At 72.5% G+C, this 24917-nt stretch carries 17 protein-coding genes; all 17 read left to right on the plus strand.

Annotated features, from left to right (window positions below):
- Positions 1-22 precede the first annotated feature (22 nt).
- Genes AB0D85_RS10980 through AB0D85_RS11060 form a run of 17 tightly spaced genes read left to right on the plus strand, consistent with a single transcriptional unit; the run spans position 23 to position 24917 of the window.
- Entirely contained in the window at positions 23-547 is a 525-nt protein-coding gene (locus AB0D85_RS10980; RefSeq protein WP_355717858.1) for a phage tail protein, read from the plus strand.
- Between the two features lie 8 nt (positions 548-555).
- Positions 556-1293, plus strand: a complete 738-nt coding sequence (locus tag AB0D85_RS10985) for a hypothetical protein (protein ID WP_362316997.1) — start codon at positions 556-558, stop codon at positions 1291-1293.
- Complete coding sequence (locus AB0D85_RS10990; RefSeq protein WP_362317000.1) at positions 1286-1993, plus strand: hypothetical protein; 708 nt, start codon at positions 1286-1288, stop codon at positions 1991-1993. Before AB0D85_RS10985 ends, AB0D85_RS10990 begins: the two co-directional genes overlap by 8 nt.
- A 4-nt stretch (positions 1994-1997) precedes the next feature.
- Positions 1998-2894 (plus strand): DUF4255 domain-containing protein, encoded by an 897-nt coding sequence (locus AB0D85_RS10995; RefSeq protein WP_362317003.1) that lies wholly within the window; start codon positions 1998-2000, stop codon positions 2892-2894.
- Positions 2895-2927: 33 nt separating this feature from the next.
- Positions 2928-4931, plus strand: a complete 2004-nt coding sequence (locus AB0D85_RS11000; protein ID WP_362317006.1) for an ATP-binding protein — start codon at positions 2928-2930, stop codon at positions 4929-4931.
- Positions 4922-5215: a hypothetical protein gene (locus AB0D85_RS11005; protein WP_362317009.1), complete on the plus strand. Its 294-nt coding sequence runs from the start codon at positions 4922-4924 to the stop codon at positions 5213-5215. Before AB0D85_RS11000 ends, AB0D85_RS11005 begins: the two co-directional genes overlap by 10 nt.
- Complete coding sequence (locus AB0D85_RS11010; protein WP_362317012.1) at positions 5212-11883, plus strand: DUF4157 domain-containing protein; 6672 nt, start codon at positions 5212-5214, stop codon at positions 11881-11883. Before AB0D85_RS11005 ends, AB0D85_RS11010 begins: the two co-directional genes overlap by 4 nt.
- Positions 11880-12425 carry an SUKH-4 family immunity protein gene (locus tag AB0D85_RS11015; RefSeq protein WP_362317015.1) on the plus strand — a complete coding sequence of 182 codons (546 nt, stop codon included), beginning with the start codon at positions 11880-11882 and terminating at the stop codon, positions 12423-12425. Before AB0D85_RS11010 ends, AB0D85_RS11015 begins: the two co-directional genes overlap by 4 nt.
- A gap of 5 nt (positions 12426-12430) precedes the next feature.
- On the plus strand, positions 12431-13117 hold the full coding sequence (locus AB0D85_RS11020; RefSeq protein WP_362317018.1) for a hypothetical protein: 687 nt from the start codon (positions 12431-12433) through the stop codon (positions 13115-13117).
- A gap of 10 nt (positions 13118-13127) precedes the next feature.
- Positions 13128-13481: a hypothetical protein gene (locus AB0D85_RS11025; protein WP_362317021.1), complete on the plus strand. Its 354-nt coding sequence runs from the start codon at positions 13128-13130 to the stop codon at positions 13479-13481.
- Complete coding sequence (locus tag AB0D85_RS11030) at positions 13474-14613, plus strand: hypothetical protein (RefSeq protein WP_362317023.1); 1140 nt, start codon at positions 13474-13476, stop codon at positions 14611-14613. The genes AB0D85_RS11025 and AB0D85_RS11030 overlap by 8 nt, the downstream gene beginning before the upstream one ends.
- A 37-nt stretch (positions 14614-14650) precedes the next feature.
- Positions 14651-15190 carry a phage baseplate assembly protein V gene (locus tag AB0D85_RS11035; protein ID WP_362317026.1) on the plus strand — a complete coding sequence of 180 codons (540 nt, stop codon included), beginning with the start codon at positions 14651-14653 and terminating at the stop codon, positions 15188-15190.
- 20 nt (positions 15191-15210) lie between these two features.
- Positions 15211-15546 (plus strand): hypothetical protein, encoded by a 336-nt coding sequence (locus AB0D85_RS11040; protein WP_362317028.1) that lies wholly within the window; start codon positions 15211-15213, stop codon positions 15544-15546.
- On the plus strand, positions 15543-15935 hold the full coding sequence (locus tag AB0D85_RS11045; RefSeq protein WP_362317031.1) for a GPW/gp25 family protein: 393 nt from the start codon (positions 15543-15545) through the stop codon (positions 15933-15935). Before AB0D85_RS11040 ends, AB0D85_RS11045 begins: the two co-directional genes overlap by 4 nt.
- Entirely contained in the window at positions 15932-19018 is a 3087-nt protein-coding gene (locus AB0D85_RS11050) for a putative baseplate assembly protein (protein ID WP_362317033.1), read from the plus strand. Before AB0D85_RS11045 ends, AB0D85_RS11050 begins: the two co-directional genes overlap by 4 nt.
- Positions 19015-22788: a putative baseplate assembly protein gene (locus AB0D85_RS11055; RefSeq protein ID WP_362317036.1), complete on the plus strand. Its 3774-nt coding sequence runs from the start codon at positions 19015-19017 to the stop codon at positions 22786-22788. Before AB0D85_RS11050 ends, AB0D85_RS11055 begins: the two co-directional genes overlap by 4 nt.
- A complete protein-coding gene (locus AB0D85_RS11060; RefSeq protein WP_362317039.1) occupies positions 22788-24917 on the plus strand; it encodes a hypothetical protein in 2130 nt (709 codons plus the stop codon). Before AB0D85_RS11055 ends, AB0D85_RS11060 begins: the two co-directional genes overlap by 1 nt.

Consider the following 24917-nt stretch of genomic DNA (forward strand, 5'->3'; position numbering starts at 1 on the left):
CAGGGAGAGCTGAAGGAATCCGATGGCTGAGTTCACGGTCAACGCGCACCGCTTCGACCCCTACAAGAACTTCAAGTTCCTTGTGCTGTGGGACGGTCGGACGGTCGCCGGCATCAGCAAGATCAGTCCACTGAAGCGGACCACGGAGGTCGTCAAGCACCGCAACGGCGGCGACCCCTCCTCCCCGCGCAAGTCACCCGGCCGCTCCGAGTTCGACGGCATCACCCTGGAGCGCGGGGTCACCCACGACCCCGAGTTCGACCGCTGGGCCAACAAGGTCTGGCAGGTCGGCGCGGGCCTCGGCGCGGAGGTGTCCCTGGCCGACTTCCGCAAGGACATCGTCATCCAGGTCCTCAACGAGGCCGGTCAGGTCGCCGTCTCGCACAAGCTCTACCGGACCTGGCCGAGCGAGTACCAGGTCCTCGGCGAGATGGACGCCAACGCCAACGCGGTGGCCATCCAGTCGCTGAAACTCGAGTGCGAGGGCTGGGAGCGGGACTACGAGGTGCCCGAGCCGGAGGAACCCTCGTTCCTCAACCCGGCGTGAGGTGACGGGTGCTGGGGGAGCGGGCCTCGGGGGAGGCGGACCTGCTGGCCACCTGGGAGGCGGGCCTCGGCGAGGCACCGGCCGGCCGGGCGCTGCTGCTGCACCGCGCGGCACGGCCCGACGCCGACCCGGCACGGCTGCCCGCCCTGCCGGTGGGCGACCGTGAGGCGGACCTGGTCGCGCTGCGCCGGACGCTGTTTGGCGAGCGGATGGAGGTACGCCTCGAATGCGCCGCCTGCGGCCAGGACATGGAGTTCGACCTGGACGCCGGGGAGCTCGCGGGCTCGCTCGGCGGGCGCGGCGAGCCGGTGGTGCGGATCCAGGAGGGCGGCTGGGACGTCGAGTTCAGGCTGCCGTCCGTCGCCGACCTGCACGCCGCGTCCCGGTCGGCCGACCCACGGGCGGCCCTGCTCGCCCGGTGCCTGGTCGCGGCGGTGCACGACGGCACGGCCGTGGCCGGTCCGGCGCTGCCCGCCGCGGTGCAGCGCCGGATCGCCGAGGCCGTCGAGGCCGCCGACCCCGGCGCCGACCTGGTGATCGACGTCGCCTGCCCCGAGTGCGGCGCGGCCACCCGGGCCGAGCTGGACATCGCCTCCTACCTCTGGACCGAACTGGACTCCTGGGCACGGGACGTGCTGCTCGACGTCCATCTGCTCGCCACCGCCTACGGGTGGAGCGAGCCGGAGATCCTGGCGCTCAGCCCGCTGCGGCGCCGCTACTACCTGGAGCTGTGCGCGGATGTCTGACACACCGGCCCCGCCGGACTTCCTGGACCGGCTGATCGCCCGGCACGCCGCCGCGCGACCGGCCGCGCCGCGGGTACGGCCCCGGCTGCCCGGCCCCTTCGAGCGGGTCGAGGCGGTACGGGCCGCGCCCCCGGCGCCGGAGGAGGACGCGCCGTCGTGGCCCGCGAGCACACCGGCGGCCGTACCGGCGACGGCCGTGCCGCGTCCGGCGGTGGCGGAGACGCGGACGACGCACACGGAACGGGAGCGGACCGTCGTACACACGCGGCAGGCGCCCGCATCCGCCGCGCCGGTGGTACGACGGCCCGAGGCGCCGCTGCTGCGGCCCGCCGTGCCCGTCACGCCCGAGCCGAGCCCGGTGCCCGAGGCCGGGCGGCGGACGGCGGGGCGTACCCGGCCGGAGCCGTCACGGACCTCGGCGTCCATGCCCATCCCCCCGGGCAGGGACACCGCTCCCGACGCCGTGCCGGCGGCGCTGCGACCCAGCGCCGCCGACACGGCGGCCGCCCGGGACGCGGTACGCCAGGCCGCCGCCCGGCGACCGGGGCGGGCCGCCGAACAGGTGGTCCAGGTGCAGATCGGGCGGCTCGAAGTGACCTCGACGCCGACGGCCGCCGGGGACGGCCGGCGCCGCCCGCCCGCCACGGAGCGGGCCGCGGCGACCCTCAGCCTCACCGAGTACCTGACGCGGAGGAACTGACGTCATGAGCAACGCACTCGCCATCGCCCATGTCACCCAGGCCCTCGCGCTGCTGCTCGAGAACAACGTGGGCCCGGAGTTCGGCGAGGCCGTCAAGGTCGAGCCGCGCAAGCCGCCCGCCGATCCGCAGCTGGAGCAGCCCACCATCTCGGTGTTCCTCTACCAGGTCACCCCGAACACCTCCCAGCGCAACAACGACCTGCCGACCCGCGCGTCCGACGGCACCCTCGTCAAGCGGCCCGCCGCCGCGCTCGACCTGCAGTTCCTGATCAGCGCGTACGGCGACGAGAAGGAACTGGTCGGGCAGCGGCTGATCGGCTCCGTGGTGCGCACCCTGCACGAGATACCGGTGCTGCCGAAGGACGTCATCGAACAGGCCGGTGAACGGCCCTACCTGGCCGGCAGCGACCTGGCCGAGGCCGTGCAGCGGGTCCGCTTCACGCCCACGGTGATGGACATCGACGAGACCTCCAAGCTGTGGGGGATGCTCTACCAGACGCCCTACACCCTGTCGGTCGTCTACCAGGCCACCCTCGTCCTCATCGACGGCCGCCAGACCCCGGTCCCGGGCAAGCCGGTGGAGCGGCCCGAGGTGCGGGTACTCCCGTTCGGCGCACCGGTCCCTCCGGGGGCGGCGCCGAGAACGCCTGCGAAGGCGGTGGCGAAAACCGCCGCGAAGGCTCCCGCCAAGGCCACGGCGAAGTCGGCCGAGTCGGCTCCCGCCAAGGCCGCCGCGAAGTCGGCCGAGTCGGAGACCGCCGAGTCGGCTCCTGCCGAGGCCGCTTCGAAGACTCCCGCCCGGGCCCGCAAGTCCCCGCCCCGGACCGGCAGGTCGGCGCGGTCGGAGCCCCGGAAGAACGCCCAGCGTCGGCCCGGCACCGACGACGGCACCGAGAACTGAGACGGCATGGAGACGACGGGGGCAGGTGAGGACATGGGGACGTACGAGAGGACGGCCGCCGGCGTGGGAGGCACGACGCTGACCGCGGAGATCCGGCGCGTCCTGGCCCGTGTCGACGCGCACGGGGCGCGTGCCGCCGGGGCGGCCCGGGGCGGGACGCGGTCCACCACCGTCGACGGCGCGTCCACGGACGCGGGCGCCGTGCCGAACGTCTCCGGTTCGGCCCTCGCTCCGCCGGCCGCCCCGGCCGTCGCCCCCCTCGACGCCCTGGTCGCCTGCTTCAGCCTCACCCCCTTCGAACGCGACCTCGTACTCCTCACCGCCGCCCACGAGTTGGAGCCCACGACTGCCGCCCGGTGCGCCGCGGCGGCCGGTGACCCGGAGCGGGCGTACCCCACCTTCTCGCTCGCCCTCGCCGCGCTCGCCGACCCGCACTGGAGCGCGCTCACCCCGGTCGCACCGCTGCGCCGCTGGCGGATCACCGAGCTCGACGACGAGTCCCGGCTCACCACCTCGCGGCTGCGGCTCGACGAGCGCATCCTGCACTTCCTGCTGGGCTCGCCCTATCTGGACGCCCGGCTGCACGGCCAGCTGCGCCGCACCCCGGTGCCGGACGCGCTGACACCGTCGTACGACCTGGCGGCGACCCGGCTCGCCGAGGGCTGGACGAGCGGGGCCCAGACGCCGTTGGTCGAGCTGACCGGGGGCGATCTGCGCAGCCGGGCCGACATCGCCGCCGCCGCGGCCGCCCGCTCCGGGCTCGGGCTGTACGCGATGAGCGCGGAGGACGTCCCGGCCGACCCCGCCGAACGGGACCGGCTCGCCCGGCTGTGGCAGCGCGAGGCGATCCTGCTGCCCGCCGCGCTCCTCGTCGAGGCCGGCGAACTGGACCGGGACCAGCGGGCGGCGACCGGGTCGTTCCTGGCCGGGGCCGCCGTACCGGTGGTGGTGTCGAGCGAGGACCCGCTGCGGTCGGAGCGGTTGTACGGGGCCCGGGTCGCCGTACCGCGCCTGGACGACGAGGAGCAACTCGGCCTGTGGGCGGGAGAGTTCCGGGAGCTCGATCTGGCCGAGGGCGAACTCCGTTCCCTCGTGGCCCAGTTCCAGTTGCCGCCGCACGTCGTACGGTCCGCGGCGGCCACGGTACGGCACCGGCTCCCGCACGAGGACGAACTCGACGTCGCCGAACTCGCCTGGCGGGCCGGGCTCGACGAGGCCCGCATCGGCATGGACGAACTGGGCCGGCGCATCGCTCCGCAGGCCGGCTGGGACGACCTGGTGCTGCACGAACGGCAGACCGGGGTGCTGCGCGAGATCGTCGCGCATGTGCGGCAGCGGGCGACCGTCCACCAGGAGTGGGGATTCGCGAACACCCTGCGCCGCGGCCTCGGTGTGACGGCCATGTTCGCGGGCGGCTCCGGCACCGGCAAGACCCTGGCCGCCGAGGTCATGGCGAAGGAACTCGGCCTCGACCTCTTCGTCATCGACCTCTCGCAGGTCGTCAGCAAGTACATCGGTGAGACCGAGAAGAACCTCCGCCGGGTCTTCGACGCCGCCGAACGCGGGGGCGCGCTGCTGCTGTTCGACGAGGCCGACGCGCTGTTCGGCAAGCGCAGCGAGGTCAAGGACAGCCACGACCGCTACGCCAACCTGGAAGTCAGCTATCTGCTGATGCGGATGGAGGCCTACCGGGGCCTGGCCGTCCTCACCACCAACATGAAGAGCGCCCTCGACACGGCGTTCCTGCGGCGCATCCGGTTCGTCGTCGACTTCCCCTTCCCCGGCGAGCCGGAGCGGGCCGAGATCTGGCGCCGGGTGCTGCCGCCGCAGGCCCCGGCGAAGGACATCGACCCGGCGCTGCTCGCCCAGCTCACCGTCGCCGGCGGCTCGATCCGCAACATCGCACTGTCCGGCGCGTTCCTCGCCGCCGAGGAGGGCGGCCGGCTGCAGATGCGGCACATGCTCGCCGCCGCCCGCACCGAGTACCTGAAGCTGGAGCGTTCCCTGACGCCGACGGAGGTCCGCGGATGGGTGTGAGCTCACGAGACAGGGAACCCTCGGCGATCCGCGTGGAGATCGGCGAGCTGGTCCTGGACGGCTTCCGGGCCGATCCGGAGCGTGTCTCCGCCGCGTTCGAGACCGAACTGACCCGGCTGGTACGGCTGCACGGCGTGCCGCTCGCGGCGGACGGGCCCCTCGCCGTCGACGCGCTGTCCGGGCTGCCGCCCCTGCCCCCGGGCCTGTCCGCCCGGCGCCTCGGCCAGGAACTGGCGCGGGCCGTCCACGAAGGGCTCAGCGGCCACGGGGAGGTGAGCCGATGAGCGGTTCCCGGACCCAGGACGCGCGTGCGGAGCAGTCGGCCGAACAGCGCCGCCGCAAGCGCAGGGAACAGGCCGCCAAGTCCCGTACGCCCGAGCCGAAGAACATCGTCAGCGGCGCCGGACAGCCTCTCGACCCGGGCCTGCGCCGCGAGTTGGAGGAACAGTTCGGCCACGATCTCGGCCGGGTACGGCTGCACACCGGCCGGGACGCCGGGCAGCTGACCGAACTGCTCGGCGCGGACGCGGTGGCCGTCGGCCAGGACGTCTTCTTCCGCGAGGGCGCCTTCCGCCCCGGCACCGACGAGGGCCGGCGCCTCCTCACCCACGAACTCCAGCACACGGTCCAGAACCCGCACGGCCTGGGCGCACTGCGGGCCGGGCGCGAACCGGGCGCGGTGAGCCTGCCGCAGCAGGCGATCGAACGGGAGGCGGAGGCGGCGGCTCAGGCGGCGGTCCGGGACGAGGCCGCCGAGCCGGTCCAGGAGGGCCGGGCCACCCCCGGCTGGCTGCGCTACGCCACCGTCGACGCCGACCGGCAGCGCGCGGAGGCGATCGACCCGGCGACCCTCGTCGACCGGCTCGCCAACTCGCTCGTCCGCTCGCTGCGCGGCGACCCCGAGGACCTCTCCCAGCGCACCCGCCGGCAACTGGCCGGACTGCCCGCCGAGTTGCTCGACGGCGTCCTGGCCCGCCTGGAGAGCAGGCTGCTCGGCCCGGAGCACGACCGCGTCCTCGACCTCGTCGACGAGATCGAGGCGTACGGCGACTTCCCCGACGACCGCGTGGAGCGCGACGCCCACGACGCTCCCGAGATCGAGCCCGACACGGCCGAGGAACTGCGCACCGAGCGGGACAGTGCACAGCGCCGGGACCGGGAGGACCACGCCGACCAGGAACGGCCGGTCACCGCGTCCGGCCCGGAGAAGGAGCGGGCCGAGCGGGAGGGGGCGCCCGGCAGCACGCCGCTGAACGGCGGTACCCGTGAGCAGCAACTGGCCGGGTCCGAGGAGCGCACCCGGCGGGAACGGGCGCAGACGGAGGCTCGGGAGCGGCGGGAGCGGGCGGGTTCCTCGGGTTCCTCGGACGGCGCGGCGCGTGGGGGCGGGGCGCCGGCGGCGGGGGTGCGGGACGAGACACCGTCGGCCACGGCCGGGCAGCAGCAGTCGCCGCAGCCGCAGCCGCAGGTGGCTGGTGCCGATGTCGATGCCGCTGCCGGTCCCGCCGCGCAGCAGACACAGGACCAGGAGACCGACAGCGGCGACCAGGACCAACAGGCCGAGCAGAGCCGGCAGGACGAGCAGGTTCAGCAGCAGGCCGGACCGGAGACCGGCGACGAGCAGGGTGTGCCCGTCGCCGGCGCGGAGGAGTCGGCCGCACGCAACCGGCCCGGTGCCGCCGACCAGTTCGCCGCCGGTCGGCAGATCCCGGCGGCGGACAAGCCGGCCACGGACCGGCCGACGGGCTCGCCCGGGTCCGGCACAGACATCCCGCTGCCCACGCCGTCGAGCCGCCTGGACGGTGTACGGAGCCAGGACCTCGACGGACCCGAGGAGACGGCCGGCGACGAGGGCGCCCTCTCCGACAGCACCTCGGAGGTGGAGGTCGGCGGCGCCGAACCCAGCGCCTGGGACGTCGAGCTCCAGCCGGAGGACTTCCTGCCGGCGCAGGACCCCGATGTGTCCGGGGTGCCCACGGCGGACCAGGGAGCGGACGCGGCCCTTCCGTCCTTCCCGGCGCCACCGCCGACCAAGGCCGACCAGGTGCAGGCGGAACGCGACGCGGAGGACGCCGAGGACGCGGCGGCGGAGGCGGACGTCGAGGACGGCACCCCGCAGACCCCGGCCGCCGAGCCGGAGCCCTTGTCACCGCCCGCGCCCGAGGCCGTGGGCGGGCCCGGTGACACCCTGCTCACCGGGCTGGAACCGGGGGAGAAGGCCACCGGGCTGCCGGACACCGGCGCCGTCTCCCAGGATCCGAAGAGCGCCGACGATCCGAAGGCCGGCCCCGTCACCGCGCAGACCACGGTGCAGCGGGCGACCGGGCCGGACGGGACCGGCACCGCTCAGGAAGCCGCGGCCAAGGAGGAGAAGGGCACCCCGGCGGCGGGGGAGCGGGGCGGGGCCCCTCAGGAGAAGGGCTCACCGCAGGCGGTGGGCGGTACGGCCGCGCCGCAGACCCCCGGAAGCCAGAAGGAGCAGCAGCAGACCGGATCCGGATCGACCCCGGTCGGCGGAGACGATCGTACGGCCGACACCACGGCGCCCCCGGCAGCCCGGGACTCACAGCTCACCGGGGGCTCCAACGCCGACCGGCCGGGCACCGCGACCAGCGGCGCGCAGAGTGCGGCGGCAGCAGAGCCGGACCGCGCCACGCCCGCGCAGACCGCGCCCGCACCTGCACAGAAGACCACCCCCCGGTCCGCGGCCCCCGCACCGAAGCCGACCGCGTCCACGGCCACCACTACCGCCACCGCTACGGCCGCCGAGGACGCGGTGGGTGCCGCCCCGCAGCCGGAAAGTGCCCCCGCGACGGCAGCCGCCTCCAGCCCCCCGCCCGTCACCGCCACCGGCGTCGGCAGCAAGCCCGTCGGCAAGGGGAAGGGGAAGAAGGACTCGGCCCCCGCGCCGAACCTCTCCCAGGTCTCGCCCGAGGCGGGCCTGAGCACGGCCGCGACCCTCAAGCCCGACAAGGCCCTGGCGGCGATGGGCGGGGTGAGCGGCTCGGTCGACCGCAGCGTGGGCGACGAACACAAACAACTCGCCGCCGCGCCCCCGTCCATGCAGCGCCCGGCGGGCGCCCCGCAGACCCTCGAAGGCAAGCCGAAGACGGACGCGCCGGCCCAGTACTCGCAGGACCCGGCACAGAAGTCACAGGCGCCGCAGCAGGAGAACGCTCAGGTCACGGGCGCGAAGGAGCCCGAGGGGCAGATCGACGCGGAGAAGGCGGAGGAGCCGAGCGGCTGGCAGACGTTCAAGATGGCGCTGGGCTTCGGCCTGGGCTGGCTAGCCTCGGAACTCGGTTTCAAGGTCGACAAGCAGGAGCTGGCCGCCAAGTTCGCCGGGCTGCCCACCAAGGACGAGGCCCTGAAGCAGGCCCAGGCGGGCAACGCGCCCGGCGTGCAGATGCAGGGCGCGGCCCAGCAGACGTCCGACGAGCAGGGCGCCGCCGTCGACACCAAGGGCCAGGACACGGTCGGCACGGCACGGGACGACTCCGGCCGTGGCATGGGCGAGGACCAGGTCTATCCGGATGCTCCCCAGGAGGAGCTGAAGGGCAAGGTGCCCGGCGCGGACGGCGGCCAGAACGCGGGTGCCGCCCCCGCCGCCGCGACCGGCGCCGTACCCGTGGACGCGGCCTCGGCCGTGGCCGAGCACGACAAGGGCCCGGAGTTCCAGGCGGCGTTCAGCCAGGGCCAGAAGGGCATGTCCGCCGGCCGCCAGACCAAGGACAGGGACACCCGCGACGCGCAGACCAGGAACCGTCAGCAGGTCGACACCGAGATCGCCGGGAACACCAAGGACCAGGCGGGGCAGCGCACCAAGGCCCTGGACGAGGTCACCGCGCAGCGGGAGGACTGGCGCAAGGACCAGGACCAGTCGCTCAAGAAGCTCGGCGACAGGAAGAGCGACCGCGCGGACAAGGTCCGCAAGGACGTCCAGGACCGCGAGAAGAAGACCGACGACGACGTCACCCAGCAGAAGACCGACAGCGACAAACAGATCAAGGACAAGGGCGACCAGGCCGAGACCGACGCGAAGACCAAGGCGGACGGCGCGGCCCAGGACTCGGGCAACTGGCTCACCAAGGCCTTCGACTGGATCAAGCAGAAGGTCATCGAGATCAAGAACGCGATCGTCCAGATCATCAAGGACGCTCGTGACGCGGTCGTCGGCTTCATCAAGAACTTCAAGGACACGGTCGAGCGCTGGATCAACGAGGCGCGCACGTTCATCGTCGACACGATCAAGAGCCTGATCGACGACCTGATCCAGTTCGCCGTCGACATGGTCCGGGAGATCATCGAACTCGCGGCGCGCATCAGGAAGTTCATCACCGACCTGATCGCACAGGCGATCGCCTTCGTGACCCGCCTCGCGGCACAGCTGAAACAACTCGTCACCGACCTGCTCGACCAGCTCGCCAAGATGCTCGGCGACATCCTGAACATCCTCAAGAAGATGCTCATGGACGTCATCAAGTCGGTCATCGACGCGGTCAGGACGATCCTCGACTACGCCTCCAAACTCCTGGGCGCGCTGGGCCAGTTCATGATGATCGCGGTCGACTTCCTGGACGACCCGGGCGGCTGGCTGAGCGGCGCGAAGAACTCGGCGGTGGACGGTGCACAGCACTACCTCTTCCGCGAGGTGCAGTCCGCGGTCAAGCAGTGGTTCCAGGAGAAGATCCAGGAGATCCTCGGCATCCCCAGGGCGATCATCGACAAGCTGATCAAGGGCGGCTTCTCCCTGGAACGGATCGTGAAGGAGACCTGGGACGCGGTCGTCCCCCAACTCCCCTTCATCATCGGCGAGATCGTCATCACCAAGGTCGTCGCGAAGCTGATTCCCGGCGCGGGCTGGGTGATGGCCGTCATCGACGCGATCCGCACGGCCATCGGCGCGCTGGGCGCGATCCTCCAGGCCATGGGCGCGGTCATCTCCTGGCTGCTGGCGGTCCGCCAGGGCGGCGCGGGCCTCCTGTTCGCGAAGGCGGTGGCGGCCGGCGTCGTCGCCCTCCTCGAACTCGCCTACCAGTACCTCCTCAACGCGATCGGCAAGTACGTCGCCAAGGTGGGCCGCCGCCTGAAGGGCATCGCGGCCAAACTCTTCCGCGGCGGCCGGGAGGGCGAGGGCGGGGGCAGGCGCCCGACCGGGGGAGCGGAGGACGAGGGCGCGCCCAAGAACACGGAGGCGCCCACCCGGAAGCCCACGGCCGGCGAGACGGACACCGCCCCGACCCGCCCGAAGCCGACGGAACCGGAATCCACCACTCGCCCGAAGGACCGTCCCGCCGGCAAGCCCGCCGACAGGCACTCCGCCGAGCCGGACACCCGACCCACCCCGACGGCGAAGCCCAAGCCGACGCCGCGGCCCCGCCCCGAGCCGGAGGCCGAGCCAAAGCCGAAGCCGAAGTCCGAAGCGGAGCCCGAGCGGAAGAGCCCCGGCGACAAGACCCCGGCGAAGCCGAAGGACGAGGCACCCCGGCGTCCGAAGGACACCGAGGAGGCCCCGGGCGCGAACAGGCCGAAGGGCGAGGAACCCGGCAGGCCCAAGGAGAGCGAGCCGAACAGGCCCAAGGAGGACACTCCGGCCAAACCAAAGGGCGACGAGACCCCATCGAGGCGCCCCGGCGACAAGGGCGAGGACCCGAAGCGCCCGAAGAACGGCAAGGACGAAAACCCCAAGAGGCCGGGGCGCGACGAGGACGACCCGAAGAAGCCCAGGAACGGCAAGGACGACGACCCGAAGAGGCCCAAGCACGACGGCGACGGCGAGCCACGCAAGCCGAAGCCGGACGAGCGCGATCCTCGCCGCCCCAGGAACAAGCCCGACAAGGAAGGCCCCGGCCGGCCCAAGTCCAAGCAGGACAAGGACCGGCGCAAGAAGAAAGAGGACTCGAAGGAGTCGAAGGAGGAGCGGCTCGCCAAGATCGTGGCCCGGATCCGTCCACAGATCCGGCGCCTGCTCAGCCGAGGCACCAGGCCACTCGTCATGAACACGGCCCTCGCCGGCCTGCGCCTCTGGCACCGGCTGACCGGCCTCAGCGCACAGGACGTACGGCCGTTCACCATCGTCGCCAAGCTCAACCCCGAAGAGAGTGTCACCGACGAGGAAAAGGCCCGTATCGAACTCGACGCTCATCTGGACAAGGTGGGCAACCGGAAGGAGCTCGAGGAGGCGCTGGGGATCACCCAACTGGACGACTGGTTCCTGTTCATGGACCAGGGCAGCATCCTCGACTTCGTCCAGAAGATGAAGAAGCGGATCTCCGCGCTGGCCGCCGACGAGCAGAGGAATCGCAACAACTGGGCCCTCCGGATCATCCGGAGAGCGGAACAAGAGGTCAAACAGAGCGCTTCGGCCGTCGAGCAGGGCGGTAGCCCTACCGCCACGAACGACACGCAGATCGCCAACAACATCCAGAACATGCTGGAGTTCGGCGGTTACCAGGAGCAGAAGAGCAGGCTCACCTCGAACGGTACGAGTAAAACGGCCAGCACCAAGTGGGACCGGAAGTTCGACAGGCTGGGCTATGCGCGGAAGGCCCTCATGCTGAAGCGTGCGGAACAGAGCGGGGGTCTGATTCTCATCAAGGTCGGGGACGGCAAGACCTTCCCGAACCCGCTCCCGCCCGAAAAGATACCGGAAATGCTGGCGACACCCCGCATCACCAACATCACCCAGGCGTTCAAGCAAGCGGTACGCAGGCGCGCGCTCGAATTGGTGGCAGGCCGTCCAGACCTGCAGGCTAGAATCAATGCCAAGATCAATCAGATGCACCCCGACCACGAGATAGACCTGAAGTTCAGCGGGCTGGACTCGTATAAGAACCTCTACCTTCTCGACGCGAAGACGAACACCCAAATGGGACCGGCGATCAGCGTTAATACCACGGGTGCTTCCGAGGGTACTGTGGTGACAATTTCGGTGAAATGGTGGGACGAATGACCTCTTACGGTGAACTTGTCGAACTCTTCGGCTCGGAGAATGTCGCCAGGTGGCCGATGGCTGAGCTCCAAGAGATCGGCCTCTCGCCCGCCAGTGCTCAGTTCCTCGCGGGTGTGGGCCTTCCCGTAGACGTCCCCCTGCTCTTCACGACCCAGGTGGAGGGGGAGCCGATCCTGTTCTCCTCGTATGAATTCATGCTCGGCGGTGAACCTGCCAAGATTCTCATCATCGGAGGCCCTCCGGGTGACGCGGGAACGCGGTTCTTTCTCGATGTCCACGATGACATCGTCGGTCTCTTCAGCTTTTCCGCGACGTCCCCCGGAAGTGAAGTCGTCAACGCCTCGCTCGAAAGTTTTGTCACCTTTTTGCGACTCTATTCGGAATGCGCGCAGAAGCTTGTCGACGCCAAGCCGGTCGAACGTCTGAAAGCGATTCGGGAACTCTCCTCGCGGCTGCGTGAGCAGGATCAGTTCGCATTCGACCGGAATGATGGTTGGTGGTCCGTCGTACTGGATCACCTGCGAGGAGATTTGAGGATCTAGACCCGATGACCAGATACGCAGACATCCCCAAACCCATCCGCTCCGGCATCGTCGTGGTCGACTCCGACAGCGGTACCCCCCAGCGCATCATCGTGCTCCAGTTCAACCCGGACACCCTGGAGCGCAGCATTGCCCCGCAGTCCGCCGGGGACAGTACCGACAGTGCGAGCGGGGGGACCGGGAGCGGGGACCGGAACGAGGCGCTTCGGCTCAAGGGGCCGGCCCAGGAGTCCTGGAAGTTCACCGCCGAGATCGACGCCACCGATCAGCTGGAGATCGCCGCGCCCGACGGGATCCATCCCCAGCTCGCCACCCTCGAGATGCTCGTGCAGCCGACCACCGCCCAACTGCGGGCCGCCGGCAGGCTCGCGCAGAACGGGACCATCGAGATCAGCCCGATCGAGATGCCGTTGACGCTGTTCACCTGGGGGAGCAAGCGGGTCATGCCCGTGCGGCTCACCGAACTCAGCGTCAACGAGTCCGCTTTCGACGTGAACCTCAACCCCATCCGCGCCTCGCTGAGCATCGGCATGAAGATCCTCACCGTCAGCGACCTGCCCGCCGGGCACCGCGGCGCCGACCTCTACATGGCCCACCTCGCGCAGAAGGAGCGGCTCGCCGCCGCCGCGCGGGGCGGGAGTCTCGGGGCCCTCGGGCTGCCGGGCACGGACGTACTGAGCGGAAGGGGCTGAGCAGCGGACCATGGCTGACATCGAGTCGTACGAGAGTGCCCTGGGCGCGATACCCGGTGCCCATCCGTATCCGCGGACCAGCCGCTACCACGATGCCGGGATCGGGGTGTACCGGCTCCCGGACGGCACCGAAGTCCGGTATGCCAAGCGGCGGTTGCTGCCCCCGTTCGACGCACAGGACACCCAGGACCACGTCGTCGGCGCCGGCGAGCGGCCCGACCTGCTCGCCCAGCGCCACTTCGGCGACCCCGGCCAGTGGTGGCGCATCGCCGACGCCAACCCCGTCCTCGATCCACGGGAACTGACCGGCGAACCCGGGCGGGTCGTGGAGATTCCGGAGTCCGGAGGGACCCGGCGTGTCTGAACAGCCCGTGGGGCAGGGCCCCGTCCACATCACCCTCCTCATGGGACCGAAGCTCGCCCGGCCGGTGCCGGCCGAGGTGACCGAGGCGCTGCTGTCCGCCCAGATCACGGCGACCGCCGGCGAGCGCAGCGGCTTCCAGCTGGCCTTCGACCTCACCAAGAACGGCGTCATCAACCAACGGCTGCTGCCCGACGGGTTCTTCGACCCGAAGACGCGGCTCGTCGTCACCGTCAGCGTGCGCGGCACCACCGACGTCCTCTTCGACGGGCTGGTCGTACGCCAGGAGGTCGGCGCCAGCAACCAGCCCGGCCACTCCACCCTCACCGTCACCGGCGAGGACCTGACCCTGCTCATGGACCTGGAGGAGCGCACCGCCCGCTACCCCAACCTCCCGCCCTCCGAGCGCGTCCTCGCCATCCTGCGCCGCTACTCCGACTACGGCATCCGGCCCGACGTCTACGCCGAGAAGATCACCCAGCCGCCCCACCAGGACCTGCGCGTCCCCTACCAGACCGGCACCGACCTCCAGTACGTCACCGACCTGGCCAAGGCCAACGGCTACACCTTCTACCTGGAGCCCGGCCCCGACCCCGGCCGGTCCTCCGCCCGCTGGGGCCCCGAGGTCCGTCTCGGACTCCGCCAGCACGCCCTGAACGTCAACATGGACGCCAACACGACCGTCGACCAACTGACCTTCGCCTACGACGGAACGGCCAGGGAGGAGCCGCAGGCCCGCTGGCAGGACCCGGGGACCCGGCAGGCCACCCTCCTGCCCCAGCCGCCGATCAGCCCGCTGCGCCCGCCCCTCGGCCGGCGGCCCACCCCCGCGCTCAGGCGCAGGACCCTCGCCGGCACCGCCAAGCAGCAGCGCGAGCAGGCGGAGGCCGAACTCCTCGCCCGCGCCGCCGTCTCCGCCGACGTCGTCTCCGGCTCCGGCTCCCTCGACGTCAACCGGCACGGCTACCTCCTGCAGCCCCGCCAGCTCGTCGGCGTGCGCGGCTCGGGACGGGCCTACGACGGCGACTACTACGTCAAGTCCGTGACGCACATCCTGCGCCCGGGCTCGTTCCAGCAGAACTTCACCCTCTCCCGGGAGGGCCTGGAAGCCCGCAGCGACTACGTCCGGCCCTAAGAAGTCGTCACACCTCATCACTCAGGAGCAGTTCAGCATGGCGGCAGCAGCCAGCAATCGCTACCTCGGCAAGTTCCGCGGCCGGGTCGTCGACAACGACGACCCGCTGCGCATCGGCCGTGTCACCGTCGAGGTCCCGGACGTCCTCGGCGACGAGCCGTCCACCTGGGCGCTGCCCTGCCTGCCGTTCACGGGGCAGGAGGCCGGACAGTTCGTCGTGCCGCCGCCCGGCTCCGGCGTATGGGTGGAGTTCGAACAGGGTGACCCCAGCTTCCCCGTGTGGACGGGATGTTGGTACGGCACCGCCGACGAACTGCCGCCCGACGCGCGCCGCGCGTTGCAGGCGAACTCGCCCGACAAGCCCGTCGTCGTGCAGACACCGGGCGCGCACAAGATCGTCATGAACGACACCGCCGGCCCCGAGCAGGGGATCCTCCTCCAGGCCCAGGGCGGCGCGTACATCCGCATCACCAGGGAAGCCGTGGTCATCGCCACCGGCGCGGGCGCCGAAGTCCTGCTGCGGGGCGACCAGGTGACCATCAACCAGGGTCAGCTGACCGTGGGATCGAAGCGATAGAAGACGGGGGACGAAGGAACTTGTCCGGGAGTCTGCTCGATGCCGGCGCCGTGATCGGCTGCCCGCACGGCGGCCGGGTCACCGCCGCCACCACATCCTCCGGCGGCGTACGGCTCGGGGGCGCCGCCGTCGCCACGGCCGCCCACACCTATGTCGTCGCCGGCTGCCCGCACACCGTCGACCGGGTGCCCTCGCCGTGTGTCACGGTCCGCTGGACCGCCCACGGCAGCGGCGTCACGGTCGACGGCGCACCCGTGCTGCTCGACACCTCAGCGGCCCTGTGCCTGTCCGCGGCCCTCGTGCCGCAGGGACCCCCCGTGGTCCAGGCCGCACAGCGAAAGGTCACCGTCCGATGAGCCGCGCCTCACGTCAACGCCCGCGCACCGACATCGCGTTCCCCTTCCGCGCCGACCGCCGGGGCCGCACCGCGCACGCCCCCCACGCCGAGCACGTGCACGACCTGGTCGAGCAACTGCTGTTCACCAGCCCCGGCGAACGCGTGATGCGCCCCGACTTCGGCTGCGGTCTCCTCGACCTGGTCTTCGCCCCGAACAGCCCGGAGCTCGTCAGCACCCTCGAACTCTCCGTGCAGGCCTCGCTCCAGCGCTGGCTCGGCGACCTCATCGACGTCGTCGCACTCGACATCGAGAACGCCGACGCCGTGGTCCGCGTGCATCTGTCGTACGTCGTCCGCGCCACCGGCGCCGTCCGCGAGGACGTCTTCGAAGGGAGGGCGGCCGTATGACCACCGCCACCCGACGGGCGAAGGTACGCGCCGCCCAGCTCAACGGCGTCGACGCGGTCGAAGTGAGCGACGACGGACTCCTGCTCACGGTCACCTTCCTCGGCAAGGCCCCGCACGGCCTCGGCCCCGAGAACGTCCGCATCGACGGCGGCCGCCGTGTCACCGGCATCACCGCCGTCGACGTCAGCGTGGAACGCGAGGAGGACCCGGAGCTCGACGACCGGCTCTACGTCACCCTCGACCGCGCCGGCGACACCTCCCGCCACCGGCTCTCGCTCGTCGAGACCGACCCGTACGGCCGCCCGGGCACGGAGCCCTTCCGGGGCTTCGACCAGCGCTACCACAGCGCCGGCTTCTCCTTCCGGCCCGACCGCCCCACCCCCTTCGACTGCACGGAGGACCGGGCGGACACCACGGACTTCCCGGCCGCCCCCGTCGTCGACTACACCGCCCGCGACTACGACACCATCCGCAAGCTGCTCCTGGACCGGCTCGCGCTCACCACCCCCGACTGGGCCGAGCGCAACCCCGCCGACCTGGGCATCACCCTCGTCGAACTGCTCGCGTACACCGGCGACCAGATCAGCTACCAGCAGGACGCGGTGGCCACCGAGGCCTACCTGGACACCGCCCGCCGCCGGGTGTCGGTACGCCGGCACGTCAAGCTCATCGACTACGCGATGCACGACGGCTGCACGGCCCGGGCGTACGTCACCGTCCGGACCGCCGGTGACACCACCCTCGCCCCCGGCACCTTCCGCTTCGCCTCCGTCGACGTGCGCACCCTCGACCCGCACGACCGCCCCGAACCCGGCACCGTCATCGACGAGAACGACCTCGGCGACCTCGACGAGCGCGGCTCGGTGGAGGTCTTCGAACCGGTCGTCAGCGCCGACCCGCTGGAGCTGCGCGTCGCCCACAACGCGATCCGCCTGTGGACCTGGGGCGGCGAGGTGTGCGCCCTGCCCAGGGGCGCCACCTCCGCCACCCTGCGCGACCGGTGGCAGGACCCGGAGACCTGCCGGGACCGCCGACTGGCCCTGCGACCGGGTGACCTGCTCGTCCTCGAGGAGGTGAAGGGGCCGCGCACCGGCACCCCCGGCGACGCCGACCCGAGCCACCGGCAGGCGGTCCGCCTCACCTCCGTCACCCCGGCCGTCGACCGCATCGAGGACCAGCCGGTCCTGGAGGTCACCTGGGCCGCCGATGACGCCCTGCGCTTCCCGCTCCGCCTCACCACCCGCGGCGGCCGCGACTGCCTCCCCGTCGAGGACGTGACCCTGGCCCGCGGCAACGTCGTCCTGGTCGACCACGGACGGTCCGGATTCCGGGACACGGCCACCGTGCCGCCCGTACCGGCCGTCGTCGCCCCCTGCGACCCGCCCGCCTTCGGCTGCCGGGACCGGGAGGAGGGCAACGCCCCCGCCCGGCTCATCAACTCCCTCACGGACAAGGCCGAGAGCGGGCAGGCACTCGCCCCCGACGACGTCCGGGAGCTGTTCCAGGTCGTCGGCGAGGCCGCCACCGTACGCGCCGGAATCGGTCTGGAGCGGGCCGGGCAGCGACATGAACGCGTGCTGCCGGGTACTGCATACGCCCAGGCCACGGCCCTGCGCACGCTGCTCGCACAGTCCGTCTACCCGGGCATCCTGCCCCGCTTCCGGCCCGTCCTCGGCCGGGCGCCGGTCGTGCAGGCCGTCCCCTTCCCCGACGCGGCCGGGGTGGCCGCCGACCAGGCCGAGCGGATCGCCGGGATCCCGGGCCGGGTACGGCAGCGGCTCGTCGAGCTGTGGCGCAGCGCCCGCGACCGGGACGGGCTCGACGACGCCGAGATCGACGAACTCGCCGTGGTCTTCGGACCGAAGGTCCTGGAACGGTTCGAGCTGCGCGCGCACCCGGTACGAGCCCTCCGTGAACTCCTCCACAAGAGCGACGAGTTGCTCGACGGAAAGCTGAGCCGGGTGGCGGTCCTCGCCTCCCGTGCCCGGGCCGGCACGGTCCTCGACCCGCACATCGCCTGGGAGATCGACCACAGTTGGGGCCCCGCCTACGCGGCCGGACTCCACCCCGACGAGCCGGTGCTGCGCGGCTCCGCCACCGCCGCGCTCGCCCAGGACCCGCGGGCCGCGCTGCCCGCCGTACGCGTCGAGGACGGCGACCAGGTCTGGCAGCCCCGCCGCGACCTGCTGCACAGCGCCCCGCGCGACCGGCACGTCGTCGGCGAGCTGGAGGACGACGGCCGGCTCGCCCTGCGCTTCGGCGACGGCCGGCACGGCACCCGGCCCACCCCGGGTGCCCGGCTCGCCCTGCGCTACCGGCTCGGCGGCGGCATCGCGGGCAACGTCGGCGCCGAGGCCATCAACCACCTCGTCGTCCAGAGCGACGGCGAGCGGCCACCGGCCGCCGCCGTCCGCAACCCGCTGCCCGCCACCGGCGGCACCGAACCAGAACCCGTCGAGCAGGTACGCCAGTTGGCCCCCCTCGACCTGCGCCGCACCCGGCTGCGCGCCGTCACCGCCGAGGACTACGCGGCCCTCGCGAGCGAACTCCCGGGCGTGCAGCGCGCCGCCGCCGAGATCCGCTGGACCGGCAGCGCCCAGGAGGCGCACATCGCGATCGACCCGTACGGCAGCGCGCAGCCGGCGGCGGAGCTGCTGGCGCGCGTCGAGCAGTCCCTGGAGCAGTACCGGCGCATCGGCCACGACCTCGTGGTCGGCCCCGCCCGCCTGGTTCCGCTGGACATCGCCCTGACCGTCTGCGCCCGGCCCGGCCACCAGCACGGCCAGATCCTCGCCGAGCTGTACCGCGTCCTGGGCAGCGGCCGGGGCGGCTTCTTCCACCCCGACGCGCTGACCTTCGGCGAGCCGGTGCGGCTCAGCCGCCTGGTCGCCGTCGCCGCTGCCGTGCCCGGCGTGGAGAGCGTCCGGGTCACCACCCTGCGGCGGCTGTTCGAGCAGGACCGAGGAGAGAGGGAGGACGGCGTGCTGCGGCTCGGCCCGCTGGAGATCGCCACCTGCGACAACGACCCGGACCGGCCGGAGAACGGCCTGCTGGCGCTATCCCTGGGAGGTGCGGCCCGATGACCGCCACCGATGAGTGCGGCTGCGGCTGCGGCGGCCACGACGAGCGGGTGGCGCCGGCGCCGGTCCACAACCCGCCCGGCCGGACCGCGCTCGACTACCGCGTCGGCACGTACGGCTCCTTCCTCGCCGCCCTCCTCGACCGGCTCGCCTCACCCGCGTACCCGGCCCTGGCCGGGCTCACCGTCCGCACCCCGGACGACCCGGCGATCGGTCTGCTCGACGCCACCGCCGTCCTCGGCGACCTGCTCACCTTCCACGCCGAGCGGATCGCCGACGAGGCGTACATCCGTACGGCCAACGAGCACCGGTCGCTGGTCCTGCTCGGCAGGCTGGTGGGCCATCGGCCGCGCCCCGGGGTCGCCGCGGCCACGCATCTGGCGTACACCCTCGAACGCGACGCGCGTGCGGAGACGCTGTCGGTGCTGATTCCGCGGGGCGCCCGCAGCCAGAGCGTGCCCGCCTCCGCCGCGGAGGAGTCCCTGACCTTCGAGAGCAGCCGGGACCTCACCGCCCGCTGGGACTGGAACGAGCTGAAGGTCCGCAGGCGGCGGCCGTCGCTCATCACGCCGGACGACCTGGGGCGCCGCTCCGAGCTGTTCGTCGAGGGCACGGCGAACTCGCTCCAGACCGGTGATCAGTTGCTGTTCGTGTTCGGGGAACAGGCGGGCGGGGAACGCAAGTTGCTGCCCGTCGCCGGCGTACGGATCGACCGGGACGACGACATCACGGCGCTCACCCTGCCCGGGGCCGCGCCGGCCACGCTCAAGGAACTCGTCGACGAGGCGCGGCTGTGGATCGCCGAGCCGGCGACGCCCGGAGAGCCGGGGGACGAGCCGCCGACGCCGGAGGCGCCCAACCCGCGGCCGGTGAGCCGGCTGATCGAAGACTTCGAGGATCAGGTGCTGGCGCCGTTGCGGGCGGCGCTGGACGGGGTCGGGACGCCGGAGAGTCTGGCGGTTGTCCTTGTGGAGCCCGTCGCCCGGCTGGGGGAGGCCCAGGTGCTGGCCGAGCCGTGGGAGGAGGTCTCGGCGTGGTTCGAGCAACTGCAGGCCGTTTTGGACGAACTTGGCAAGCGGGCACTGGAGTTGGCGCCTGCGCAGAGTGATGACGGCAGTGCTTCGGCTGCGGCGCCGCGGGGGCTGGTCGCGCAGTTCCCCGCGCCCCCAAGAGAGGGCACCTCACGGATCGCCGCCTTCAAGGCTCTGGCCGCTGTGCTTCCCGCCCTGCGCTCCGAGACCGCGGACCGGAGAAGCGATGCACGCCCCACCACCGACCCCGCCCGTCTCCTCGCCGCCCTCGACCCCGGGCTCGGCTCCCTCTATCCCGCCTGGCGGAAAGCCACCGCCACCGGCACCACCCCCCAACTCCTCCGCGCCCTCCTCGCCATGCGCGTCACCGCCGCGCCCTTCGGGGCCACCGCTCCGCTCAAGCCGGTCCAGGACGACAAGGGAAGGGTCATCCGGTCCGCCGACTGGCCGCTCACCGGGGCCGTGCTCGCCGGGATGCGGGTCGTTCTCGACACCGCCGGCAAGACCCCGGTCCGCGCCGAGTTCCAGTACGTCGAGGGCAACAGCTCCGACCAGCGGGCGGTGACCCTGCCCGTCACCCAGCAGGTCAACTTCGCGCTCGGTCCGGGGCAGGTGGAGCTGTCCACCCGCGGTGCCCTGGACCACGACCTGCGCTGGCTCACCCGGCGTCCCGCCGACTCCCAGGAGCCCGGTGTGACGGTCCGGTTCCGTGCCGGGCTGCCCGAGCGCACGCTCTTCGTCTCCCGGCCCGACGACGACGGCCTGGTCCACATCGGGGTCAACAACGGCACCGCCCAGGAGATCTCGCTGCGGCCGGGCGCCACCGAGCAGTTCACCCACGGCGAGTACGAGGTGAGCCTGCGCTACACCGTCGCCGGCAACGAGCCCAACGTCGAGGTGGTCGTCGCCAGCAAGCCCGCGCCGGTCAACCGGAACGTGCTCCAGCTCGACTCCGTGCACACCGGCATCACGGTCGGCAGCTGGGTCGCGATCCAGCGCCCCGCGAAGGGCGCCCAGGACGGCATTCCCGGCGACGCGAAGCTCGCCTTCGTCACCACGCAGGTCGTGGCGGTGCGTACGGCGGTGTACACCAACTACGGCATCACCGGCCGCGGCACCGAACTCACCCTCGCCGACCCGTGGCTGGACGAGTTCGACGTGCTGCTCTCGCAGATCCGGGACACCACCGTGTACGCGGCGGGCGAGGCGCTGGACCTCGCCGACGAACCGCTCGGCGAGGACGTGCACGGCAACGAGATCGAACTCGACCGGCTGTACGACGGGTTGCGGCCGGGGCGCACCCTGATCGTCGGCGGCGAACGCACCGACATCCCGGGCACCACCGGAGTCACGGCCACCGAGGTGGTCACCATCGCCGCCGCCGACCCGGCCGTCGACCCGCGACTGCCCGGCGACCACGTCCACACCCGCCTCACCCTCACCACCGGCCTCGCCCACCGCTACCGCCGGGCGACCGTCCGCATCCTCGGCAACGTCGTCGACGCCACCCACGGCGAGAGCCGCGAGGAGGCCATCGGCAGCGGCGACTCGGACCGCACGAACCAGACCTTCGCGCTCTGGCAGTCCCCGCTCACCTGGCTCGCCGACGACACCCCCCTCGGCGCCACACCGGTCCTGGAGATCCGGGTCGACGGGGTGCGCTGGCACGAGGTCGACAGCCTCGCCGGCCGCGGCCCCGACGAGCGGGTGTACATCACCGGCACCGCCTCCGACGGCCGTACGACGGTCACCTTCGGGGACGGTGTGCACGGCGCCCGGCTGCCGTCCGGCCACGAGAACGTGCACGCCCGCTACCGCTTCGGCACCGGCAAGGCGGCCAACGTCGCGGCCGGCCGGATCACCCAGCCCCTCACCCGCCCGCTCGGCGTCACCGCGGTCACCAACCCGCGCCCGGCGACCGGCGGCACGGACGCGGACGGCCCCGGCCTGACCCGCCGTACGATCCCGCTCGCCGTCTCCGCCCTGGACCGGCTGGTCTCCGAGCCCGACTACGAGGACTTCGCCCGCTCCCGCGCCGGCATCGGCCGGGCCGCCGCACGCGAACTCTTCGACGGACGGCGGCGCGTGCTGCACGTGACCGTCGCCGGCAGCGACGACGTCCCGCTCGGCGAGGAGACCCTGCGGCCCCTGCGCGCGGCCCTGACGGAGTACGGCGACCCGAGCCTGCCCGTCCGCGTCGACGTCCGCGAACCGGTGCTGCTGCTGGTCTCCGCCGGGGTGAAGGTCGCCCCCGACCACGCCTGGGAGTACGTCGAACCACGGCTGCGCCAGGCGCTGTACGCCCGACTCGGATACGAGGGACGGGAGTTGGCCCGGCCTGCCCGGCTCTCCGACCTCCTCGCCACGGCCCACACCGTGCCGGGTGTCGACTACGTGGACGTCGACGTCTTCACCGGCGTCCCCGCCTCCGTCACCCCGGACGAACTCACCGCGCTCCTCGCGGATCCGGGCGAACCCCGCGCGAGTGTTCCGGCCCGCCCGGCGTCGTACGAGGAGAAGATCCACACCGTCAGGGACCCGGACGGCGAGACCCTCTCCGCGGTCTGCCACCGCCACGGCATCCCGCTCGCCCGGCTCCTGCGCCTCAACCCCGACATCACCGACACCCGGCGCCTGGCCAGGGGCCGGTCGGTGTTCGTCTTCCGCGGCATCCGCCCCGCGCAACTCGCCCTGCTCTCCGCGAAGGCGACGGACACCCTCATCCTCACGGAGGTCAAGTAATGTCCCCGGATGTCCAGTTCGACACCGAGGCTCCGGTGGCGTCCCGGGAGCCCGACGGCCTCGCCGCGCTGCTGCCCCGCTGGCACCTCCTGCGGGACGCCGAGGAGGGCGAGCCGCTGCGCGCACTGCTCGCGGTGATCGCCGAGCAGCTCGACCGGGTCCGCGACGGCGTCGAGCAGCAGTACGAGGACCTGTTCGTCGAGACAGCGGCGCCCTGGGTACTGCCGTACTTCGGCGACCTGGTCGGCTACCGCACCCTGCCCGGCTACGAGCGGGTGCTCACCACCGGACTGCACGACGGCGGCCGGGACGCCCTCGCCGAGGCGATCGCCCCGCGCGCGGACGTGGCCGCCACGGTCGCCAACCGGCGCCGCAAGGGGACCCTGCACCTGCTGGAGGAGATCTCCGAGCAGGTCGCCGACTGGCCCGCACGGGCCGTGGAGCTGTCCCGGCTGGTCGCCCGGAACCAGTCGGTGAAGCTGTACCGGGACACGGGCCGCGGCCGCCTCCCCGACCTGCGGGACGGCTCGGCGCTCGCCCTCCAGGGCGGTCCCTTCGACACCACGGCCCGCACGGTCGACATCCGCCGCGCCGACTCCGCGCACCGGCAGGGCGGTTGGACCCCGGCCGGAGTCGCCCTCTTCGTCTGGCGGCTCAAGGCGTACTCCCTCACCTCCTCCCCGGCGTACTGCATCGACCGCGCCCGCAACCTCTACACCTTCTCGATCCTCGGCAACGACAGCCCCCTGGTCACCAAGCCGGAACCGGAGCCGTCGCCCACCCACATCGCCACCGTCGACAACGTCCCCGCCTTCATCACCCGCCGTCTGCTGCACGACCGGCTCCTCGACTACTACGGCCCCGGCAAGAGCTTCGTGATCCGGCGCGACGGCGAGGACCGGCCCGTACCGCCGTCGGACATCGTGGTCGCCGACCTGTCCGACTGGCGCTACCGGCCGGGGCGCGGCCAGATCGCCGTCGACCCGGAGCTCGGGCGGATCGCGTTCGGCTCCCGGTCGGCGCCCCGGCAGGGCGTGTGGGTCGACCACCACTACGCGTCCGGCGCCGACATGGGCGGCGGCGAGTACGAGCGGCCCGACCGCGTGGACCGGCCCGACGCGACCTTCTACCGGGTCGGGCCCGGGCAGCCGTACCGGCAGATCATGGACGCCTACCGGGCCTGGCAGGGCGAGCGCGGCCCCGGCCGGACCGGCATCATCGAGATCACGCACAGCGGCGCCCACCAGGAGCAGCTGGACTTCGACCTCGACCCGGGCGACCGCCTCGAAGTGCGCGCGGCCGAGGGCGCCCGCCCGGTGATCCGTCTCCTCGACTGGTACAGCAACCGGCCCGACGCCCTCAACATCCGCGCCGTGGACCCGGACTGCGCTCCGCACGAACGGCCGCGGATCGTCCTGGACGGGCTGCTGGTCGCGGGCCGCGGCATCAACGTCACCGGCCCGATGGGCGCGGTCGTCGTCCGGCACTCCACCCTCGTGCCCGGCTGGTCCCTGGAGCCCGAGTGCGAGCCGCACTCGCCGGAGGAGCCCAGCATCGTCCTGGAGCGCACGACCGCCTGCCTCCAGATCGAGCACAGTGTCCTCGGCACCATCGAGGTCATCGGCGACGAGGTGACCGAGGACCCGATCGACATCCACCTCCGCGACAGCATCCTCGACGCCACCGCCCACGACCGCGAGGCGCTGTCCGCCCCGGACTGCCGGCACGCCCACGCCGTGCTCCACCTCCACCGCACCACCGTCATCGGCGAAGTCCGCACGCACGCCGTGGCGTTGGCCGAGAACTCGGTCTTCACCGGGAAGCTGCACGTGGCCCGGCGCGGCATCGGCTGTCTGCGGTACTCCGCCGTGCCCGCCGGCTCGCGCACACCGCAACGCCATCGCTGCACCGCCGTACGGCCGTTGTTCGCGTCGGTGCGCTACGGGACCCCCTGGTACGGGCAGTTGGCCGACCGCTGCCCCGAAGAGATCCGCCGCGGCTCCGACGACGGCGCCGAACCGGGCGCCTTCCACGACCTGTACCGGCCCCAGCGCGAGGACGGTCTGCGGGCGCGGCTCGCCGAGTACACGCCCGCGGACGCGGACGCCGGGATCTTCTACGTGACCTGA

The sequence above is a fragment of the Streptomyces sp. NPDC048277 genome, from assembly GCF_040652235.1.
Taxonomy (GTDB): domain Bacteria; phylum Actinomycetota; class Actinomycetes; order Streptomycetales; family Streptomycetaceae; genus Streptomyces.

Excerpts from the sequence above, each read along its gene's own strand:
- AB0D85_RS11015 (WP_362317015.1), top strand. The coding sequence starts at position 11,880 with ATGACCTCTTACGGTGAACTTGTCGAACTCTTCGGCTCGGAGAATGTC.
- AB0D85_RS11060 (WP_362317039.1), top strand. The coding sequence starts at position 22,788 with ATGTCCCCGGATGTCCAGTTCGACACCGAGGCTCCGGTGGCGTCCCGG.
- AB0D85_RS11010 (WP_362317012.1), top strand. The coding sequence starts at position 5,212 with ATGAGCGGTTCCCGGACCCAGGACGCGCGTGCGGAGCAGTCGGCCGAA.
- AB0D85_RS11000 (WP_362317006.1), top strand. The coding sequence starts at position 2,928 with ATGGGGACGTACGAGAGGACGGCCGCCGGCGTGGGAGGCACGACGCTG.
- AB0D85_RS11005 (WP_362317009.1), top strand. The coding sequence starts at position 4,922 with ATGGGTGTGAGCTCACGAGACAGGGAACCCTCGGCGATCCGCGTGGAG.
- AB0D85_RS11050 (WP_362317033.1), top strand. The coding sequence starts at position 15,932 with ATGACCACCGCCACCCGACGGGCGAAGGTACGCGCCGCCCAGCTCAAC.
- AB0D85_RS11025 (WP_362317021.1), top strand. The coding sequence starts at position 13,128 with ATGGCTGACATCGAGTCGTACGAGAGTGCCCTGGGCGCGATACCCGGT.
- AB0D85_RS11055 (WP_362317036.1), top strand. The coding sequence starts at position 19,015 with ATGACCGCCACCGATGAGTGCGGCTGCGGCTGCGGCGGCCACGACGAG.
- AB0D85_RS11045 (WP_362317031.1), top strand. The coding sequence starts at position 15,543 with ATGAGCCGCGCCTCACGTCAACGCCCGCGCACCGACATCGCGTTCCCC.
- AB0D85_RS10980 (WP_355717858.1), top strand. The coding sequence starts at position 23 with ATGGCTGAGTTCACGGTCAACGCGCACCGCTTCGACCCCTACAAGAAC.
- AB0D85_RS10995 (WP_362317003.1), top strand. The coding sequence starts at position 1,998 with ATGAGCAACGCACTCGCCATCGCCCATGTCACCCAGGCCCTCGCGCTG.
- AB0D85_RS11020 (WP_362317018.1), top strand. The coding sequence starts at position 12,431 with ATGACCAGATACGCAGACATCCCCAAACCCATCCGCTCCGGCATCGTC.
- AB0D85_RS10990 (WP_362317000.1), top strand. The coding sequence starts at position 1,286 with ATGTCTGACACACCGGCCCCGCCGGACTTCCTGGACCGGCTGATCGCC.
- AB0D85_RS11035 (WP_362317026.1), top strand. The coding sequence starts at position 14,651 with ATGGCGGCAGCAGCCAGCAATCGCTACCTCGGCAAGTTCCGCGGCCGG.